Genomic DNA, 19,600 nt, shown 5'->3' on the forward strand with positions numbered 1-19,600 from the left:
GGGGGGGGTTTGCCGCCGCCGCCGGGGTGGTATTGGATGTGGCCATATCCAATACACACCAGGGGGGGTTAATTGTTTGTGTTCGCCCAACGTCGATTAAAGGCCCCGGCCGGGGAAAGTCGTGCCGCGCGACCCGAGGCGACGCGCCCCGGGCTCAGTAGAGTTCTCGGCATGACGGCGCGGCTGACCTCGGAACTCCTCCCGGACTGGGTGACCTGGCTGCGGGCACCCAACCCCGGCCCGATGACCCTCGACGGCACCAACACCTGGCTCCTCGACGACGGCACCGTCATCGACCCCGGCCCCGACGACCTCGCCCACCTGGAGGCGATCGTCGCGGCGGGCCCGCCGATCCGGCGCATCCTCTTCACCCACAGCCATCCCGACCACGTCGACGGTGTCGCCACGCTGATCGCGCTCACCGGCGCGACCGTCGGCGAGGTCCCGGACTGGATCACCGAGCTGGGCACCCCCGGGCACACCACGGACTCGGTCTGCTTCGTCGCGGAACGGGGCGGGCAGCGCGTCGTCTTCACCGGGGACACCATCCTCGGCCGCGGCAGCAGCGTGGTGGCCTGGCCCGACGGCGATGTCGGGGCCTACCTGGCGAGCCTGGACCTGCTCGCGGGTCACCCGGTGCCCGGCCTGCCGGGGCACGGGCCCGCGCTGCCGAACACCGCCGTCGCCGCGGCCTGGCTGCGCGCCCACCGGCTGGAGCGCCTGGACCAGGTGCGGGCCGCGCTCAAGCAGGGCGCGAGCACCCCCGAGGACGTGGTGAACATCGTGTATGCCGACGTCGACCCGAGCCTCAGGTTCGCGGCCGAGTGGACCGTGCGGGCACAACTGGCGTACCTCGAAACGTTGAGCGAGCTGTGAAGCTGTCATGACCTGTCCTGTCTGCGGGACCGTCCCGGTGCCGGCGGCCCGCTTCTGCCACCACTGCGGGGCGGCCCTGCCCGCGGCGGCGACGCTGCCCGCCACCGAGCGCCGTGTCGTCACGGTGCTCTTCGGCGACCTCTCCGACTTCACCTCCTGGTCGGAGGAGCTGGACCCGGAGCGGGTCGGCGCGGTCACCGACCGGGTGCTGTCGGCGCTGGCGGGCGCGGTGAAGACGTTCGGCGGGCACGTGGACAAGCTGACCGGCGACGGCATCATGGCCGTGTTCGGGGCGCCGGTGGCGCACGAGGACGACGCCGAGCGGGCGGTGCGGGCCGCGCTGTCGATGCAGCGCGCGGTGCGCCGGGTGCTCGACGACGAGCGCGGCGGCGGCGCGCCGACCGGGCTGCGGCTCGGGCTGAACACCGGGCCGGTGGTCGCGGGGGTGCAGGCGGGGCTGGAGTACACGGTCATCGGCGACACCGTGAACACCGCCGCCCGGCTGGCCGACGCGGCCGCGGTCGGCGCGGTCTACGCGGGGGCGCGCACGGTCGCGGCGACCGGATCCGTGGCGGGCTGGCGCAACCTGCGGCCGCTGCGGCTCAAGGGCAAGCGCGAACCTGTCGAGACGTACGAGCTGCTGGGCCTGCACGACGCCCGGGGCAGCCGGGCCGGGCTGGGCGAGGAGGGTCCGTTCGTGGGCCGCGAGCCGGAGCTGGGCCGGGTCGCCGGCCGCCTGGCCGAGGTCGTCGACCGGGACGAGCCCCGGGTACTGGTGTTCACGGCCGAGGCGGGCATCGGCAAGACGCGGTTCGCGTCCGAGGTGGAGCGTTTCGCCAACGGGTACGAGGTCAGCGCGGGCCGCTTCGCGGCGCGTACGCAGGCGCGGGTGCTGTCGGTGCGGTGCGCCGCGTACGGCGAGCGCCGCCGCCTCGCCCCACTGTCCGACCTGGTGAAACTCGCCATCGGCCTGCCCGCCGACAGCGCCACCGCGGTCACCCGGCAGGTCGCCGAGGAGCGCCTGCGCCGCCTGACCACCCGGCTGACCCAGCGCAGCGAGCCCGGCAAGCCAGTCAGCGTGGACGTCGACGCGCTGCTGTCGCTGCTCGGCTACGCCGACCCGAACGAGCTGGCGCAGTGGCACGGCCTGTCCGGCGACGACCCCGAGCAGCCCGGCCGGGAGACCGCCACACTCGCGGTCGCCGTGGCGCGCCTGCTGGACGCGTTGGCCACCGAGTCGCCGCTGGTCGTGATCGTGGACGACCTGCACGACGGCACCCCGGAGACCCTGGACGCGCTCGGCTTCGCGCTGGAGGAGCTGACCGGGCCGGTGCTGGTGCTGCTGCTGGGCCGTCCCGAGCTGGTACGCCGGGCTGGGCAGCTCACCCGCGTCGCCGACGCCGAGGCCAACACGCTGCCGCCGCTGCGGGGCGCGGACGCGGCGCGGCTGCTCACCGCATACCTCAAAGGCGGCAGGCTGCCGCAGGCCGACGAGGACCGGCTGCTCACCACCGCCCAGGGCAACCCGTTCTACCTGGCCGAGCTGACCACGCTGCTGATGGAGCGCGGCGCGCTGACCAAGGCCGGCGCGCAGTGGCGGCTCACGCCGGGCTCGCTGGGCAACCAGCTGCTGTCCCGGGACCTGGCCGCGGTGCTCGCCGCGCGCATCGACGCGCTGCCCGTCGAGGCCCGTGCGGTGCTGCGCGACGCGGCCGTGGTCGGCGACACGGTGCCGACCGGCGCGCTCGAAGCACTGCGCGAACGCCGCTCCGGCCGCGACGGCCGGCCCGCCGCCGTGGTCGCCGTCGAGCTGGAACGGGCCGTCGACGAGCTGCTGCAGCGCCGCATGCTGCGCCGGGTGCGGGGCGGCTTCGCCTTCGCCACCCCGCTGCTGCGCGAGGCCGCGTACGGCGGCGTCGGCAAGGCCGACCTCGCCGACCGGCATGCTTTCCTGGCCCGGTGGGCGGCGCCCGGCGAACCCCCGGTGCAGGTGTCCTCGGGCCGTACCGTGCCGGGCCTGACCGGGGTCGACGAGGCGATGCGCGACGCCTTCGTGGCCGAGCACGCCGAACGCGCCACCCGCCTGGCCGACGCGGTGCGGCTGCGCCCGGACGTGGCCGCCCGCCAGGTCGCGCCGCTCGGCGTGGCCGCGCTGGGGCGGGCCGCACGCCGTGCGGGGCAGTCCGGCGAGCCCGCCGAGGCCGTCGGCTACGGCGAGCGCGCCGCGCGGCTGGCCCCCGGGGCGCTGCCGCTGCCCGACCGGCTGGTGCACGCCCGCTCGCTGCTGCAGTACGGCCGCATCGCCGAGGCTTTGCACGACGCCGAGAAGCTGGTCGCCGACTCCGCCAACGATCCGCGCACCCGGGCCGGCGCACTGCTGCTGGCGGGCCGGGCGCAGGTGGCGCAGGGCGACCCGCGCCACGCGTACCGGCTCTGGTCGGAGGCGCTGACCACGGCCACCGACGCCGAGCTGCCCGGCGAGCGGGCCGAGGCGATGCGTCGGCTGGGCATGGCCGACTTCCTGGGCGGGCGGCTGGGCGACGCGTCCAGCCGGTTCGCCGGGGCGTACCAGATCGCGGTGACCGCGGGCGACCGCAAGTCGCAGGCCTGGTCGCTGCAGAACCTGGCCTGGGTGACCACCACCCGCGGCGACTTCGCCGGCGCGGACGCGGCCCTGGCCCGCGCCGCCCGGCTGTTCGCCGAGGCCAAGGACCCGGTGGGGCGGGCCTGGCTGCGTGGCACCTCCGCGTTCACCCGGCTGCTGTCGGGCCGGCTGACCGAGGCGCTGCGCCTGGCGCACGTGTTCCTGCCGTTCGGGGAGCGGGTCGGCGAGGCGTGGGCGGTCGGCACGCTGCGCGCGGTCGCCGCGTTCGCCGCCGCCGAGCTGGGCGAGCTGGGCGAGGCCGACCGGGAGGCGCGCCGGGCCTACCGCGACTTCGCCGCCGCCAAGGACGTCTGGGGGCGCGGCTTCGCGCTGGTCGCCCGGGGCGTCGTGGCGCGCGGGCTGGGGGAGTACGGCCACGCCGAGGACCTGCTCGGGGAGGCGCTGGAGGAGGGTGAGAAGGTCGGGCACCCGCTGCTGGTCGGCATGGCCGGCACGGTCCGCGGCTTCGTGGCGCTGGACCGGGGCGACTTCGAGGCCGCCGAGTTGGACGCCCGTTCGGTGCTGACCATGGTGTCGCCGTACGGCGTGCTCGACCCGGCCCGGGTCGGCCCGCGGGCGCTGCTGGGCGCGTCCCGGCTGGCCGCGGGCGACACCGCGATGGCGATCCGGCTGCTCGCCCCGATCGCGACCGCGCCGCACGCGCCGTCCATGCTCTACTCCCGCCGCCAGGGCGTCGCCCTGTACGCGGACGCGCTGCTGGCCGCCGGGCGGGTCGAGGAGGCGCTGGCGGCCGCGGAACTGGCCGAGGAGCTGCCCGCCGTGGACGTGCGCAGCCTGGTGCGCTCGGCGGTCTCCCACGCCCGTGCGCTGTCCGCCGCGGGGCAGGACGAATCGGCGCTGGTCACGGCCGAGCGGGCGCGGGCGCTGGCGGACGGCACGCAGCAGACGAGCGAGCGTGCCGTTGCATTGGCGACATGGGGTGCCGTGACGTCGGGGCGAGGCGCTACCGTCTAGCCCGTGACCAACACGTCCGCCTTCCCGGAGATCCCCGGACTCACGGATCTGTCGCTGCTCGCCGTCGGTGGGTACGCGACGATCTTCCGGGCTGTGCAGGGATCGGTCGGGCGCGAGGTCGCCGTCAAGGTGGAGAACCGCACCATCGACAGCGACCGGGACCGCTCGCGTTTCCTGCGCGAGGCGCGGGCCGCGGGCAAGATGTCCGGTCACCCGCACGTGGCGGACCTGTTCGACGCCGGGGTGACCGCGGACAACCACCCTTACCTGATCATGGAGCTGTACGCGGGCTCGTACCAGGACCGCATGCCGCTGCGCCCGCACGAGGTGCGCGACCTCGGCGTGAAGATCGCCGATGCGCTCGCCGACGCGCACGAGCGCGGCGTGGTGCACCGCGACGTGAAGCCCGCGAACATCCTGATCAGCCACTTCGGCGAGCCCGCGCTGGCCGACTTCGGGCTGGCCATCCTCGCCGAGATCCGCGACCCCGACATCACGCTCGACGTGATGACCCCGGCGTACGCGCCGCCCGAGGCGTTCCGCCGGGCCGAGCCCGCCCCGCCCGGCGACGTGTACGCGCTCTGCGCCACCCTGTACGCCCTGCTGCGCGGCGCCCCGCCGCGCTGGGAACGCGACCACCCGCCCGGCCTGCTCACGCTGATCGAGATGTTCGCCCAGCCGGTGCCGGACCTGCCCGAGGTGCCCGCCGCACTCTGCGCGATCCTGCGCCAGGGCATGGACAACGACCCCGCCACCCGGCCCACCGCGCGGGCGCTGGAAGAGCTGCTGGCCTCGGTCGATCTCGACGGCCCCGCGCAGGAGGACCAGTCGACGGTGGACGTCTCGAACGTCGCCGGACCCGAGATCCCGGCGCAGCGCCAGGGCTTCTTCGGCAACCTCATCGACAAACTGTTCCAGTGACCGAAGCGGTGAGGTAAGGCACGACGCGCCGTGGGGTGCGTGTCGCCCTCCTTGAACCACTCGTTGCTCTGGTGTCAACAAGCGGTGGAGCACCGAGGAGCAGGTTCACCATGGCGACTCTCGACACCGCGCTGGACCCCCGCGCGCCCTCCTTCCTGGAAAACCGAAGCATCGCCCAGGCGGCCCTGCGTGCGCTGGAACAGGCGCATGGGCAGGCCCGCGACGGCGGCGGCGAGAAGGAGGTGACCAGGCACCACGCCCGCGGCAAGCTGCTGCCACGCGAGCGCATCGAGTTGCTGGTGGACTCCGACACGGCACTGCTGGAACTGGCCGCGACCGCCGGCCGCGAGGCGGGCGAACCGATGGGCGCCGGGCTGGTCACCGCGCTGGGGGTGGTCGACGGCATCGAGTGCATGCTGATCGCCAACGACCCGACCGTGTACGTCGGCGGACCGGCCCAGGCGGGGCGGGCCAAGTTCGCCCGTGCCGTGGAACTGGCCGACCGGCACCTGCTGCCGCTCGTACTGCTGCTGGAGTCGACGCCGGAGGAGCAGGGCCGGGCCGCGGTGCCCGATCCCTGCTTCGCGCGGCTCGGGCGGATGGCCGCCCCGGTGCTCTGCGCCGTCTTCGGCCCGCTCGACGCCTGGCTCGCCCCATTGCCCGACCTGGCCGACCACGCCATCACGGTGCGCGGGCGCGGGGACGCGGCCCGGATGGACATGGTCGCCGAGGACGAGCGCGACGCGTTGCGGGTGCTGCGCCAGACGGTGCGCCGCCTGGTCACCTTCCAGCGAGGGCCGCTGGCCGGAGCGGTCGAGCCGCCGCGGTACGACGTGGAGGAGCTACTCGCCGTGGCCAGCGCCGACCCGGCCGCGGTGACCGAGCCGCGCGAGGTGCTGGCCCGCGTGCTCGACGGGTCCGACCTGGACGAGTTCCGCCCTCAGCGGGGCGGCGCGCTGCTGGCCGGGTTCGGTGCGGTGCACGGCCACCCGGTGGCGGTGCTCGCGGCGACCGGCCCCGTGATCGACCCGGACAGCGCCGACAAGGGTGTGGAACTGGCTCGACTGGCCGGCAAGGCGGGTGTGCCCGTGCTCGTGCTGGCCAACCCGGCCGGGCACACGCCCGACAGCTCCGCGCTGCTGCTGCGGGCGCTGGCCCAGGCCGACCGGATCACCCTGGTGCTGGGCACGACTCCCGGGTCGTGGGCGCTGGCCGGGCCCGGCTTCCGGTTCCGCTGGCCGGTGGGCGAGGAGTCCACCGAGCCGTACGACGGTGTGATCGACCCGCGCGACACCCGGACCGTGCTGGGCATCTGCCTATCGGTGAGCGCCGCCCCGGCCCGGCCGGGCAACGCGCCAGAGCGTGAGGTGGCGTCATGATCCGCAGACTGCTGGTGGCCAATCGGGGCGAGATCGCCCGTCGCATCTTCGCGACCTGCCGCGCCGTCGGGGTGGAGACCGTCGCGGTCTACTCCATCGCCGACACCGACTCCCCGTACGTCGCCGAGGCCGACTACGCCGTGCAGCTGCCCGGTTCCGCGCCGAGCGCGACCTACCTGCGCGGCGACCTGATCCTCGCGGCGGCCCGCAAGACCGGGGCGGACGCGATCCACCCCGGCTACGGCTTCCTCGCCGAGAACGCCGACTTCGCCGCGATGGTCGTCGACGCCGGGCTGACCTGGGTCGGCCCGCCCTCGAAGATCATCTCGGTGATGGCCTCCAAGGTCGACGCGAAGGCGCTGCTGGCCGAGGCCGAGGTGCCGGTGCTGCCGAGCTGGACCGACCCGTCCGAGGTGGACGAGTACCCGGTGCTGGTCAAGGCGGCCATCGGCGGCGGCGGGCGCGGCATGCGCATCGTGCGCGACGCGGACTCGCTGGCCGAGGCCGTCTCCTCCGCCCGCCGCGAGGCCTTCGGTGCGTTCGGCGACTCGGCCGTGTTCTGCGAGCGCTACGTCGAGCAGGCCCGGCACATCGAGGTGCAGATCGTCGCCGACCAGCACGGCAACATCGTGACCCTGGGCGAGCGCGAGTGCTCCATCCAGCGCCGGCACCAGAAGATCATCGAGGAGGCGCCGTCCCCGGCCGTCTCCCCGGAACTGCGCGAGAACCTGTGCGCCGCCGCCGTCCTGGTCGCCGAGGCCATCGGCTACGTCGGCATCGGCACCGTCGAGTTCCTGCTCAGCCCCGACGGGGAGTTCTACTTCCTGGAGATGAACACCCGGCTGCAGGTCGAGCACCCGGTCACCGAGTGCGTCACCGGCTTCGACCTGGTCCGGCTGCAGATGTACCTGGCCGAGGGCGGGCAGCTGCCGTTCCAGTCCGCGCCGCCGATGCGCGGGCACTCGATCGAGGTCCGGCTGTGCGCCGAGGACCCGGCCAGCAACTGGCTGCCCGCCACCGGGCAGGTGCACCGGCTGGAGGTCCCCGAGGTCTCGGCCAACTTCCGGCCCATGCTCCAGCCCGGCATCCGGGTCGACTCCGGGGTCGAGCCCGGCACCGTCGTCGGCGTGCACTACGACTCGCTGCTGGCCAAGCTCGTCGCCTGGGCGCCGACCCGGTACGAGGCCGCCCGGATGCTGGCCGGCACGCTGGCCCGTACCCGCATCCACGGCCTGGTCACCAACCGCGACCTGCTGGTGCGGGTGCTGCGGCACCCGGCGTTCCTGACCGGCCAGATCGACACCGGCCTGCTCGACCGCCAGCCCGAGGTGTTCGCGCCACTGCTGTCCTCGGTGGAGGCCGTCCGGCTCAGCTGCCTGGCCGCGGCGCTCGCGGCCGCCGCCCGGCGGCGGGCGCAGGCCCCGGTGCAGCGCGGCATCCCGTCCGGCTGGCGCAACGTGCCCACCGGCGCGCAGACCGTGGTGTACGACGGACCCGCCGGCCCGGTCGAGGTCGGCTACCGCCTCGACGGCACCGGCGCGCTGGCCCAGTGGTGGGTCCGCGCCGTCGACCCCGAGGAACTCGACCTCGCCGGGCTGGGCCAGGTCGGCCCCGTCGACGACCACCCGCCCGTGGCGGTCGTCTCGGCCGACCCGGACGAGGTCGTGCTCGACGTCGCCGGCATCCGGCTGGCCCTGCACGTGCATGAGGTCGGCGAGACCGCGTACGTCGACAGCGCCGAGGGCTCGCTGGCCCTGCGCCGCTTGCCCCGCTTTCCCGAGCCCGTCCAGGAGCTGGAGGAGGGCTCGCTGACCGCCCCGCTGCCCGGCGCGGTCGGCCGCGTCCTGGTCGCCCCCGGCCAGCGCGTGGGCGCAGGCGACCTCCTGCTCACCCTGGAGGCGATGAAACTGGAGCACCCGGTGCACGCCCCCGCCGACGGGGTCGTCGCCGCGGTCACCGTCCGCCCCGGCGTCCTCGTCGACACCGGCGCCCTCCTCGCCGTCCTCACCCCCGCCTGAGTGAAAGGAAGGGCACCTTCACAACGCTCCGCGTTGTAGAAGGTGCCCTTCTTAACGCCCCAACGCGCTGACCAGCACCAACACCCACCCACCCACCCACCCGAACGCCCGCCGTCGGGCGGCTGTCGAGTTCGGGCGGTTTCCGGGAAACTGCGCCTATCCACGGCTCGATTGCCGCAGTTTCCCGGAAACCGCAGGGTGAAGCGGTGGGATGGCGGCGGTTCCTGTGGGCGGGGCTGCGGGAACGCGGAGAAGGACGTCTCCCGGTGGGCTGGATGGGGCCCGGTTCGGGAGACGTCCTTTTCGGTGGTGCTGGCCAGCGCGGGTCTTCGGTCAGCGGAAGGGAGTCGCGCTGGTTGCCGGCCTGCCGGCGGGGTGAGGCGGGTGCAGTGTTTCGCCGGTTCCGGTCCGCGGGTGACTTCTCAAGTCGTCGTGGGCCGTACCCGCCGGCAGGCCGGACGGTTACCGGTTGGCGGACGCGCCGCCGACGCTCCAGGCGGCCGCGTCACCGAGCACGCCGACGGCCACGCCGCTGACGTTGATCGGGATCTGGATCGGCGCGTACACCTGGGTGCCGTTCAGGATGCCGTGGTTGCCGGCGCTGATCATCTTGACGTCGTCGCCGTGCCGGTGCTTGCCCTGGTGGTGGTCGTGACCGTGGTCCGGGCAGGGCTGCGGGCGGGGCTTCGGCCGCGGCTTCGGGTGGTGGTTGTGGCCACCGCCGTTGCCACCGCAGCCGCTGTTGCAGGTCGTGCCGTTGCCGCCACCGTTGCCGCCGGTGCTGGTGTTGTGCTCGGCGGCGTCGCTCTCGGTGTCGAAGCGGCCCATGGTGCCGACCCCGTCCAGGGCGTCGATGTCGATCGCGTCGGCGTTGCGGGCCACGCCCTGGCCGCCCAGCAGACCGCCGACCACGGGCAGGCCGCCCTTGGTCAGGTTGCCGACCAGCGGCAGGCCGCCGTTGCCGAGGCTGCCGACGAGCGGGAGACCGCCGTCGGTGAGGTTGCCGACCAGCGGCAGGCCGCTGCCGCCCAGGTTGCCGACGAGCGGCAGACCGCCGTTGGCCAGGCCGCCCACCAGCGGCAGGCCGCCCAGCAGGTCACCCGACTCGGTCGACTCGCGGTCGCCGTAACCGCCGTGGTCGTCGCAGCGGCTGTCGCACTGGTGCTTCTTCTTGTGGTGGTCGCCGTCGGCGTCGGCGCTCGCGCCGCCCTTGCACTTCGCCACGGCGTTGCCGAGCACGCCCGCGGCCACGCCGCACACGTTGATCGGGGCCTGGATCGGCGCGAAGACCTGGGTGCCGTTCAGGATGCCGGTGTTGTTGGTGCTGATCAGGCGGGCGTCGTACACGCCGTCGAGCTCGGCGGCGCTGCCACCCACGCAACCGGCGACCGCGTCGCCGCCCACGCTCGCGGCGATACCGCAGAGGTTGATCGGGGCCTGGATCGGCGCGAAGACCTGCGTGCCGTTCAGGATGCCGGTGTTGCCCGCACTGAAAACGGTGGTGTCGGCGTACGCGGCGGCGGAGCCGCCGGTGGCCATGACCGCGCCGGCAGTCAGCGCGCCGGCCTTGAGTGAGCGTCGAACCCACGTGTTCATAGTGGTAGGGACCTCTTTCGATCGTCGGAGACATCCGACCGACCGATCGAGGCGGTGCAAGAGGTGTCCGATACGCCCAAGCACAGGCGAAAGGTCACCGCACGATCGGTCACTGTGGACACGTCTAGCCGCGCTCAATTTGCGAGGTTCGCGACCACTCGGACCAACGAAGTCCCACTGGGGCTGACATGTCGGCGACAATTTCCCGACACTTTGACCAGCCAATATGTCCAGGTATGTCCGAATTTAGTCCGAATCACAGGGTTTCTCGGGCGACCTGTCGCAACACCTAACGACGCGGACCCTCATCCGTCGCTCGGCCCGCCCACCCTGACCGAACGTATGACCTCGCCGACCGAGGTAACCGCCCTATCGCCGTGTCCGCGTGCGGGGTCAGCGCGGGGCACAGCCACGTCGACCTCCGTCCGGTCGTTCCGCCCGCCGGGCCCGGCCGGCCACCGCAAGGTCATCCGACTTGCCCGGCAAGTGTGCGTATCTTGAGCGCGCAAACGCCCATGTGCCAGGCAAGTCGGATGATCATGCCGGGCCTGGGCGCGACGTGGGGCGGAAACGAGCGCGCCCACCGTCGCGCGCCGGGTGGGCGCGGGAGGTGGGCGCGTCGGTGGTGCGGAAGGTCAGACGCGGGCGCGGCGGGCCAGGCGCTCCGGGTCGAGGATGATGACGCTCTTGCCGTCCAGCCGGAGCCAGCCGCGGGAGGCGAAGTCGGCCAGGGCCTTGTTCACCGTCTCGCGCGAGGCGCCGACGAGCTGCGCCAGCTCTTCCTGGGTGAGGTCGTGGGTCACCCGGAGCACGCCGCCGTCGCGGGTGCCGAAGCGGCCCGCCATCTGCAGCAGGTTCTTGGCGACGCGGCCGGGCACGTCCGTGAAGATCAGGTCGGCCAGCGCGTCGTTGGTCCGACGCAGGCGGCGGGCGAGCACCCGCAGCAGCTGCTCGGCGATCTCGGGCCGGTTGTTCAGCCACGGGCGCAGGGCCTGCTTGCGCAGCCGCGCCAGGCGCACGTCGGTCACCGCGGTGGCGGTGGCGGTGCGCGGACCGGGGTCGAACAGGGACAGCTCGCCGAGCATGTCCGACGGCCCCATCACGGAGACGAGGTTCTGCCGGCCGTCGGCGGCGCGTCGGCCCAACTTGATCTTGCCGGAGAGTACGATATAGAGGCTGTCTCCAGGCTCACCCTCGTTGAACACGATCTCGCCCTTGCGGATCTCGATCGTTTCCATCTCACGAGCAAGTGCCTCGGCGGCCTCCGGGTCGACACCCTGGAAGATCCCGCTCCGAGCCAGCACCTCGTCCATCGCCTACCTCCATCGACGCGGATCGTGGGCATACCGTGGATTAACTCGTCGCTACACGTACGCCGCGCGAGGTCAGTCTAGGCGCACGCAGGTGGCAACCGGACGCCAACCCCCGTAATCCTGCGACCTCGGCCGGTGCCGGTCGTGGCACCGGGCGGGTAGAGTGCCCGGCGATGTCCATACACCCCCTGAGCCGCCCCGATACCCCCGCATCGTCCGCGCAAACGCCGTCCCGTTCCACCATGGACCGGGTGTTCGGATCGCTTCGCGCACGCCCGGGGGTCTCCGCCGCGGGCGCGATCGTGCTCCTTGTCACAGTCGCCGGTCTGGGCTTCTCCGCCCTCACCTCGCCGGCCGACGCGGTCTCGGCGCAGTGGCACGCGCCCGAGGGCACCGCCGTCACGCCGACGGAGGCACCGGTCGAGCCCACCGCCGACCCGGCGGCCAACGCCATCAGTATGTCCGCGACCGGCGACATCATCATGGGCGACGCGCCGCAGGATCTTCCGCCGAACGGCGGCAAGGGCTACTTCGACAAGATCAAGCCGTTGCTGCCGGCGGACCTGGTGATGGGCAACCTGGAGCAGCCGATCACGGACGAGACCGGCACCGGAAAGTGCCCGGCGCCCAAGCCGGGCGAGCCGGTCAACTGCCACCAGTTCCGGGTGCCGCCGTCCTACGCCAAGCACCTCGTGGACGCGGGATTCGACCTGCTCAACACGGCCAACAACCACAGCCGTGACTTCGGCTCGGCGGGCTTCACCAACACCCAGCGGGCGCTGGACGCGGCCGGGCTCAAGCACACCGGTGCCACGAACCAGATCACGGTCGTCGACGTCAAGGGCGTGAAGGTCGCGGTGCTGGGCTTCTCGTCGTACGCGGGGAACAACAGCCTGCTCAACCTGACCTCCGCCAAGAAGGTCGTGGCGAAGGCGGCCGAGCAGGCCGATCTGGTCGTGGTGCAGGTGCACATGGGCGCCGAGGGCGCGGACAGGAGCCACGTCCGGCCGGGCACCGAGAACTTCCTGGGCGAGAACCGGGGCAATCCGCACGCGTTCTCCCGCGCCGTGATCGACGCGGGCGCCGACCTGATCATCGGGCACGGGCCGCACGTGGTGCGCGGCATGGAGTTCTACAAGGGCCGGCTGATCGCGTACAGCCTGGGCAACTTCGCCGGCGGCGGCCAGCTGCGCAGTGAGGGCCGACTGGGCTGGGGCGGCGTGCTGAAGGTGACCCTGAACCCGGACGGCAGCTTCGTCTCCGGACAGTTCCACTCCACGATCTTCAGCGGCGCGCACGGCATCCCGGTGCCCGACACCAAGGACCGCGCGCTCGGCCTGATCACTCAGATGACCAAGGAAGACTTCGCCAAGAGCGGCGCGGTGCTGAGCGCGGACGGGGCGATCGCCGCACCCGCGACGTAGGCTCTCTGCCGTGGTTACGGTGACGGGCGAGACCGACCTGGCGCGCAAGCGCCGGGTCCGGCGGATGGCGCGCGAACTCGCCGTCATCCATCCGGACGCGCACTGCGAGCTGGACTTCACCAATCCGCTGGAGCTGGCCGTCGCCACCATCCTGTCGGCGCAGACCACCGACGTACGGGTCAACCTGACCACCCCGGCCCTGTTCGCGAAGTACCGCAGCGCGGCCGACTACGCCGGGGCGGACCGGACCGAGCTGGAGGAGATGCTCCGCCCGACCGGCTTCTTCCGGAACAAGACGGCCTCCTTGATGGGCCTCGGTCAGCAACTCGTCGACCGCTTCGGCGGCGAGGTGCCACGTAAGCTGGCCGACCTGGTGACGCTGCCCGGCATCGGCCGCAAGACGGCCAACGTGGTCCTCGGCAACGCGTTCGGTGTTCCGGGCATCACCGTGGACACCCACTTCCAGCGGCTGGTGAACCGCTGGGCGTGGACCGAGGAGACGGATCCCGTCAAGATCGAGCACGCGGTCGGCGCCCTGGTCGAGAAGCGCGACTGGACGATGCTGTCGCACCGGGTGATCTTCCACGGCCGCCGGGTGTGCCACGCCCGCAAACCCGCCTGCGGCGCGTGCCCGCTGGCCCGGATGTGCCCGTCGTACGGCATCGGCCCGGTCGATCCCGCCGAGGCGGTCAAGCTGCTCAAGGGTCCGCGTACCGCGGAGATCGCCGCCCTCGCCGGAGTCGGCGCATGACCCGGCATCCCCGACCCGGGCGCCGCCCCGGTCACCGACCCACCGCACTTTCCGGGAAACTGCGCCTGTCGGCCTTCCGTGAACCGCACTTTCCCCGAAAGAGCGCGCTGACGGCCATCGCGGCGATGCTGCTGCTGGCGGGGTGTACCGGGCCTGGTGAGGCCGGGCCGGACGAGGCCGTTCCGCGGCCGTTCGCGGCCTGCACCCCGTTCACCGGAGGCGCGAGCGCCCAGCCGACGTCGCCGCCGCGCACGGGTCCGTCGCCGTCCGCTGCCTCGCCGCCCGCGGCAGCCCCGTCGTCCTCGGCCATCCAGGGCAGGGACGTGCCGACGACCGGCCCCGAGGGTCCGATCGCCACCTTGCCGACCAGCGCCGCCGCGAAGCCGAGCGGCGTGCCCGGCACCGGCCCGGCCCGCCGGGACGTCCGGACGATCACGCTGCCCGACCTGGCCCTGGAGTGCATGGCCGGCGGCCCGCCCGTGCGCCTGTCCGCGCTGCGCGGACCTCTCGTGATCAACATGTGGGCATCCTGGTGCACACCGTGCCGCCAGGAGCTGCCCGCGTTCCAGCGGCTGGCCGACGGCGGCCGGGTGCCGGTGCTCGGCGTCGTCACCGAGGATTCCCGCGACGCTGCGGCCTGGCTCGCCGACGAGCTGAAGGTGAGCCTGCCGAGCGTGTACGACCGCTCCGGAGCGCTCAAGGCCGCCGCCGGCGAGCTGGCCCTGCCGCTCACCCTGTTCGTGACCGCCGACGGCCGGGCGATCGTCTACCGCGACGTGGCGCTGACCGAGCAGACCCTGGCCCAACTGATCGAGCAGCACTTCGGCCGCACGTGAACGTGCCGAGTGGAGACGGAATGGGCGGGTCTGGTGAGCGGTTCAGCGGGATTGAGGGCACCGCAAAGCAGCGAGGAAAAGGCATGAGCGAGCTTCGCGAGCGAATCGGCAGGCTCGGACATGCCGCCGACGAGCGTAGCGAGGAGAACGCATGACCGAGGTGGTCACCGGGCAGGTGCCGGCGTGGTTCGAGCCGCTGCTGACCCGGGTGCGTGCCGCGCGTGCCGTGGACTTCACCCGCATCCCGACGCCCGACGAGGGCGGTCGGCCCGCCGCCGTGCTCATCCTGCTGGCCGAGGGCGAGCAGGGCCCGGATGTGCTGATCATGCAGCGCAGTGCGACGCTGCGCAATCACGCGGGTCAGCCGGCCTTCCCCGGCGGCGCCGTGGAGCCCGAGGACGCCGACCTGACCGCGACCGCGCTGCGCGAGGCGAACGAGGAGGTCGGGCTGGACCCGGCCAGCGTCACCGTGCTGGCGCAGCTGCCCACGCTGTGGATCCCGGTGACGGATTTCCTGGTCACTCCCGTACTCGCCTGGTGGCACGCGCCGCACCCGGTCGGCGCGCACGATCCGCGCGAGGTGGCGCACGTGGCGCGGCTGCCGCTGGCCGAACTCGCCGATCCGGCCCACAGGCTGCGGGTGCGCCACTCCAGCGGGTGGATCGGCCCGGCGTTCCAGGCGCGCGGCATGCTCGTCTGGGGGTTCACCGCAGGGGTGCTGTCCACCCTGCTCGAACTCGGCGGCTGGGCGCGACCCTGGCCCACCGATCGCATCGAGGCCCTGCCCACCCCGCCCGCCACGCTTAGTGGCACCGCCGATGTCCCTTCCGTAGGCTGAACCGATGTCGGTCGTCGACGGTGTCCTGATCCTGCTGCTGCTGCTCTTCGGTGTGAGCGGCTACCGGCAGGGCTTCGTGGTGGGCGTGCTCTCGTTCATCGGGTTCTTCGGGGGCGCCCTGATCGGCCTCCAGCTCGGCCCGCTGCTGGCCGGGCTGCTCACCGACCCGGTGCTGAAGCTCGTGGTGTCGCTCATCGCGGTGTTCGGCCTGGCCGTGCTGGGCCAGTCGCTGGCCGGCTGGGGTGGCGGCAAGCTCCGGCGGGCCATCACCAACCGGGCCGGGCAGACCGTCGACGACCTGGGCGGCGCGGTGGTCTCGGTGCTCGCCGTGTCGCTCGTGGCCTGGCTGGTCGCGGTGCCGCTGAGCGACGCCGCGCAGCCCTGGCTGGCCAAGGCGGTGCGCAACAGCAGCCTGCTGGCGGCGATCGACTCGGTGATGCCGGGCGAGGCGAAGACGCTGACCGAGGCGCTACGGGAAACGGTCGACACGAACGGCTTCCCCGAGGTGTTCGGCGACCTGGTGCCGACCCAGGTCAAGGAGGTGCCCGAACCGGATCCGAAGCTGGCCGGGTCGCAGGTCGTGCTGAACGCGAAGAAGTCGGTGGTGAAGGTGCTCGGCAGCGCGCCGAGTTGCAGCCGCCGCATCGAGGGCTCGGGTTTCGTGTTCGCCGACGAGCACGTGATGACCAACGCGCACGTGGTGGCGGGCACGAAGTCGATCCGGATCGAGCTGAACGGGGCCCGGCTGTCCGGCAAGGTCGTCGTGTACGACCCGGAGCGCGACCTCGCCGTGATCCACGTGCCGTCGTTGAAGGCGCCGGTGATGCGCTTCGCGAACTCGCCCGCCAAGTCCGGCGCGGACGCGATCGTGCTGGGCTTCCCGCTGGACGGGCCGTACAACGCGCAGTCCGCCCGGGTGCGGGACGTCGGCGACATCACCGGCCCGGACATCTACGAGGACGGCACCGTCACCCGCGAGGTGTACACCATCCGGGGTCTGGTGCGCAGCGGCAACTCGGGCGGCCCGCTGGTCGCGAAGGACGGCACCGTGCTCGGCGTGATCTTCGCGGCGGCCGCCGACGACCCGAACGTCGGCTACGCGGTCACCGCCGAGGAGGCGTCGACGATCGCGCTGATGGGCCGCAACCGTACGGGTGAGGTCGGCACCGGCAAGTGCGCCTGAGCCTCAGCGGTCGTCGGGCAGCCGGCTCGACCGTAGATCGGCGCGGCGCAGTGCGGTGATCGCGCCGCCCGCGAGGGCGACGACCCCGACCAGCGCGAGGTTCAGCCCACCGCGTTCGCGGCGGGGCAGTGCCTCCGCGGTGGCGGACGGCGACGTGACCGGTGAGGGAGTTTCGTCGGCCTGGGCCGGGGCGGTGCCGAAGCCCGCCTTGCCCGGCGGCGGCGCGTTGTCCAGCGAGTTCGTCCGGACCGGAGCCACCTCGGCGGTGAGCGCGGCGACCGGGTCGACCAGGCCGAAGCCGAAGCTGTCGTCGCGCCCGGCCGGCCCGAGGTCCTGCGCGGTCTTGATCAGGCGCTGCACCACCTCGGCGGCGGGCATGTCCGGCCAGCGCGAGCGCACCAGCGCCGCGGTCGCGGAGACCAGCGGCGCGGCGAAACTGGTGCCCTGCACCTTCCAGTAGCCCCCGGGCCGTGCGCCGACCAGGTCGGTGCCGGGTGCGGACAGTACGGCCTCCGCGCCGGTGAGCGAGCCCTGCCAGAGCCGGTGCTGGTCGCCGGGGGCGATCGCGGTGACGGCGAGCACGCCCGGCTCCCGGGCCGGATACCAGATCTCGGTGGGTCCGCCGGTGCTCACGTTGCCGACGCAGGCGACCACGACGACGTCCTTGTCGAACGCGTAGTCGATGGCCTCGGCGAGCGCGTCGCTGGCGGAGCCGCCGCCCAGGGACAGGTTGATCACGTCCGCGCCGTGGTCGACGGCCCACCGCACACCCTCGGCGACGACCCGGGCGTCGTCGTACTTGTTGCCCTCGTCGAGCACGCGCACCGGCAGGATCTTCGCCTTCGGCGCGAGGCCCACGACCCCGCGGCCGTCGTCGACGCGGCCCGCGATCAGCGCGGCGACGGTGGTGCCGTGGCCGACCGGGTCGTCCCGGCCGTCGCCGGAGCTGTCCACCAGGTCCAGTCCGGTGAGCACCTGTCCGGTCAGGTCGGGATGCTCACCGACGCCGGAGTCGACCACCGCGACGGTGGTGTTCGCGCCGTCGGACAGCTGCCAGGCCCGCGTGGCGCGAAGCGTGCTCAGCTGCCACTGGTCGTCCGCGGTGCCGGCGCGGGACGCCCGCTGCTCGGCTGCGGCGGCCCGCACCTCCGCGACATCTGGCGCGGGCGGGTCCTGCGGCGTGGTGGCGGCGATGCTGCCCAGGGCCGCCAGGGCCAGTGCCCCCACGACACGTAGCAGCGCCGTCGCATCTCTCCGCGGCACGGCGCTGACCAGTCGGGGCGTCCGGAATCTGGGCACAGTTCCGCCATTCTCACACGGGTTCCCGCGCGGAGAAAGAATTGCCGCCCGTCTTGCTGGTGCCGCGTGCGGTCAGGCCGCCCAGCCCTGGATCATCCCGTACAGGCCGAGCACCCAGGCCGCCACCGGCACCACCGACACGACGACCAGCAGATCGAACAGGTCCGCGGCCCGGCCGACGTACGGCGAGGGGGCCTTGCGGGACCAGGTCTGCCCGGCCAGCACGATGATCATGGCCAGCGCCACGGCGCCGACCGCGAAGAACGCGCGGCCGCTGCCGTCGGACAGCCACACGGCCGCGCCCAGCAGGAGCAGGTGGCCGAACAGGCCCGCGGCGACCAGCGGCACCCGCTGGCGCACCGTCACGAACAGGCGCGAGCGCAGCAGCAGCGCGGTCGCGCACACCGCGACGAGCACCCGGCCCGCGGTGCCGCCGGAGGTGACCAGGATCAGGCCGGCCGCCGCCATCAGCACGGCGTACCCGATCAGCATGCCGGTGAGCAGCTCCTCCGAGCGGGCCACGGCGGCGAAGACACGGGAGCGGTCGGGCAGGTCCGTGGCCGCGCCGCGGGCCGCGGGGACCGTCGCGAAGGCGTTCTCGCCGTCGGCCGGGCGCGGCGGGGTCACCGAGGGCACCGGCACCTTGCCGAACCGGATGGCCAGCACCGGCACCAGGCCGATACCGCAGACCAGGGCGCTGACCAGGACGGCGGCCGCCCCGGCCGCGCCGAGTCCGGCCAGCAGGGCGGTCAGCGCGCCGAGCAGGCCGGCCGTGCCGCCCGCGGTGAACACGCGCAGCCCGTGGCCCACGCCCGCCGCGCCGAGCATCGCGAACAGCAGCACCGCCACGCAGCCGACCAGCAGCTGCGCCTCGCCGAGCCAGGAGGGCAGCCCGGGGGCTCCCGCGCCGTCCGCTCCGCCGAGCACCAGCGCGCCACCGGCGAAGGCGTACGGCAGCGCGAAGCCGGCCAGGGCGCTGCCGGTGACGCCGTCCCCGTAGGCCCGGGACGCCAGCACGCCACCGACCAGCAGCAGCACCGCCACGGTCAGCGCGAGGTAACCGCCCGGCGTCCACTGCGGACCGCCGTGCACCAGTGCCAGCACGCCCGCCACCAGCAGCACGCCCGCGCCGACCAGGGTCGCCATGCGGGTCGCCGCGGGGCTCCACACCGTGCCGCGGCGGCGCGCGCCCTCGGCGATCGCCTCGACGACATCGTCGTACTCCAGCTCCGGCCACTGTTCCTGTGACGGCACCAGGTGCAGGATCTCACCGTCGCGGACCGACTGCTGCTGCAGCGACATGGTCTCGGTCAGCGGGCTGCCGTCGGTGCGGCGGAGCACCCAGCCGCCGTGCTGCTCGCCGTCGTCGGCGAGGCCGACTCCGGCGTGGCGCAGCAGATCCGGCAGCAGATCCACGACGGTCACCTGCTCAGGCAGCGCCACATCGACGCGGCGCTGCGGCGTGTGCAGCGTGATCCGGGCAAGGCCGGTCGGGGATGCGGTCGTGGCGGCGGGGTAGCTCACCCGGTACGTCTACCACGTTCGGC

General features: G+C 73.4%; 13 protein-coding genes and 1 pseudogene. 10 read left to right on the plus strand and 4 right to left on the minus strand.

All coding sequences use genetic code 11. The features are described 5' to 3' along the window. Positions 1 to 171: 171 nt before the first annotated feature. The 5 genes and pseudogenes from AB0B35_RS31180 to AB0B35_RS31200 all read left to right on the plus strand — a co-directional run bounded on the left by AB0B35_RS31180 (position 172) and on the right by AB0B35_RS31200 (position 8,813). Positions 172 to 876, plus strand: a complete 705-nt coding sequence (locus tag AB0B35_RS31180) for an MBL fold metallo-hydrolase (protein WP_361052149.1) — start codon at positions 172 to 174, stop codon at positions 874 to 876. A gap of 7 nt (positions 877 to 883) precedes the next feature. Then, a complete protein-coding gene (locus tag AB0B35_RS31185; protein WP_361052152.1) occupies positions 884 to 4,495 on the plus strand; it encodes an adenylate/guanylate cyclase domain-containing protein in 3,612 nt (1,203 codons plus the stop codon). Positions 4,496 to 4,498: 3 nt separating this feature from the next. Further along, positions 4,499 to 5,305, plus strand: a pseudogene (locus AB0B35_RS31190) (serine/threonine-protein kinase); the annotation flags it as partial. Positions 5,306 to 5,526: 221 nt separating this feature from the next. Then, entirely contained in the window at positions 5,527 to 6,795 is a 1,269-nt protein-coding gene (locus AB0B35_RS31195) for a carboxyl transferase domain-containing protein (RefSeq protein ID WP_361052155.1), read from the plus strand. Beyond that, entirely contained in the window at positions 6,792 to 8,813 is a 2,022-nt protein-coding gene (locus tag AB0B35_RS31200; RefSeq protein ID WP_361052158.1) for a biotin carboxylase N-terminal domain-containing protein, read from the plus strand. The genes AB0B35_RS31195 and AB0B35_RS31200 overlap by 4 nt, the downstream gene beginning before the upstream one ends. A gap of 462 nt (positions 8,814 to 9,275) precedes the next feature. On the opposite strand, the gene AB0B35_RS31205 is transcribed toward AB0B35_RS31200, so the two are convergent. Both AB0B35_RS31205 and AB0B35_RS31210 read right to left on the minus strand, forming a co-directional pair. Continuing rightward, positions 9,276 to 10,409 (minus strand): chaplin family protein, encoded by a 1,134-nt coding sequence (locus tag AB0B35_RS31205; RefSeq protein WP_361052161.1) that lies wholly within the window; start codon positions 10,407 to 10,409, stop codon positions 9,276 to 9,278. A 635-nt stretch (positions 10,410 to 11,044) separates the two neighbouring features. Continuing rightward, complete coding sequence (locus AB0B35_RS31210; RefSeq protein WP_120317442.1) at positions 11,045 to 11,722, minus strand: Crp/Fnr family transcriptional regulator; 678 nt, start codon at positions 11,720 to 11,722, stop codon at positions 11,045 to 11,047. A 242-nt stretch (positions 11,723 to 11,964) separates the two neighbouring features. Between AB0B35_RS31210 and AB0B35_RS31215 the strand changes: the two genes are divergently transcribed. The 5 genes from AB0B35_RS31215 to AB0B35_RS31235 all read left to right on the plus strand — a co-directional run bounded on the left by AB0B35_RS31215 (position 11,965) and on the right by AB0B35_RS31235 (position 16,754). Beyond that, entirely contained in the window at positions 11,965 to 13,146 is a 1,182-nt protein-coding gene (locus AB0B35_RS31215) for a CapA family protein (RefSeq protein WP_361052164.1), read from the plus strand. A gap of 10 nt (positions 13,147 to 13,156) precedes the next feature. After that, positions 13,157 to 13,897, plus strand: coding sequence for an endonuclease III (nth, locus tag AB0B35_RS31220; RefSeq protein WP_361052167.1), 741 nt, complete (start codon positions 13,157 to 13,159; stop codon positions 13,895 to 13,897). Positions 13,898 to 14,022: 125 nt separating this feature from the next. After that, positions 14,023 to 14,733 (plus strand): TlpA disulfide reductase family protein, encoded by a 711-nt coding sequence (locus AB0B35_RS31225; RefSeq protein ID WP_361052170.1) that lies wholly within the window; start codon positions 14,023 to 14,025, stop codon positions 14,731 to 14,733. Positions 14,734 to 14,884: 151 nt separating this feature from the next. Further along, positions 14,885 to 15,571 (plus strand): CoA pyrophosphatase, encoded by a 687-nt coding sequence (locus AB0B35_RS31230; RefSeq protein WP_360523918.1) that lies wholly within the window; start codon positions 14,885 to 14,887, stop codon positions 15,569 to 15,571. Between the two features lie 4 nt (positions 15,572 to 15,575). Continuing rightward, entirely contained in the window at positions 15,576 to 16,754 is a 1,179-nt protein-coding gene (locus AB0B35_RS31235) for a MarP family serine protease (protein WP_361052173.1), read from the plus strand. 3 nt (positions 16,755 to 16,757) lie between these two features. Here the strand turns inward: AB0B35_RS31235 and mycP are convergent, their stop codons facing one another. Together mycP and eccD are read right to left on the minus strand one after the other, a co-directional pair. Beyond that, positions 16,758 to 18,017, minus strand: a complete 1,260-nt coding sequence (gene mycP, locus AB0B35_RS31240) for a type VII secretion-associated serine protease mycosin (protein WP_361052177.1) — start codon at positions 18,015 to 18,017, stop codon at positions 16,758 to 16,760. 108 nt (positions 18,018 to 18,125) lie between these two features. Further along, entirely contained in the window at positions 18,126 to 19,577 is a 1,452-nt protein-coding gene (gene eccD, locus AB0B35_RS31245; protein WP_361052180.1) for a type VII secretion integral membrane protein EccD, read from the minus strand. Positions 19,578 to 19,600: the final 23 nt, after the last annotated feature.

It is taken from the genome of Catellatospora sp. NPDC049133, assembly GCF_040648455.1.
GTDB lineage: Bacteria > Actinomycetota > Actinomycetes > Mycobacteriales > Micromonosporaceae > Catellatospora > Catellatospora aurea.

Coding starts and splice junctions, on each gene's coding strand:
- AB0B35_RS31210 (WP_120317442.1), bottom strand. CDS start 11,722: ATGGACGAGGTGCTGGCTCGGAGCGGGATCTTCCAGGGTGTCGACCCG.
- AB0B35_RS31180 (WP_361052149.1), top strand. CDS start 172: ATGACGGCGCGGCTGACCTCGGAACTCCTCCCGGACTGGGTGACCTGG.
- AB0B35_RS31225 (WP_361052170.1), top strand. CDS start 14,023: ATGCTGCTGCTGGCGGGGTGTACCGGGCCTGGTGAGGCCGGGCCGGAC.
- AB0B35_RS31205 (WP_361052161.1), bottom strand. CDS start 10,409: ATGAACACGTGGGTTCGACGCTCACTCAAGGCCGGCGCGCTGACTGCC.
- AB0B35_RS31215 (WP_361052164.1), top strand. CDS start 11,965: ATGGACCGGGTGTTCGGATCGCTTCGCGCACGCCCGGGGGTCTCCGCC.
- AB0B35_RS31200 (WP_361052158.1), top strand. CDS start 6,792: ATGATCCGCAGACTGCTGGTGGCCAATCGGGGCGAGATCGCCCGTCGC.
- AB0B35_RS31195 (WP_361052155.1), top strand. CDS start 5,527: ATGGCGACTCTCGACACCGCGCTGGACCCCCGCGCGCCCTCCTTCCTG.
- AB0B35_RS31235 (WP_361052173.1), top strand. CDS start 15,576: ATGTCGGTCGTCGACGGTGTCCTGATCCTGCTGCTGCTGCTCTTCGGT.
- AB0B35_RS31230 (WP_360523918.1), top strand. CDS start 14,885: ATGACCGAGGTGGTCACCGGGCAGGTGCCGGCGTGGTTCGAGCCGCTG.
- AB0B35_RS31185 (WP_361052152.1), top strand. CDS start 884: ATGACCTGTCCTGTCTGCGGGACCGTCCCGGTGCCGGCGGCCCGCTTC.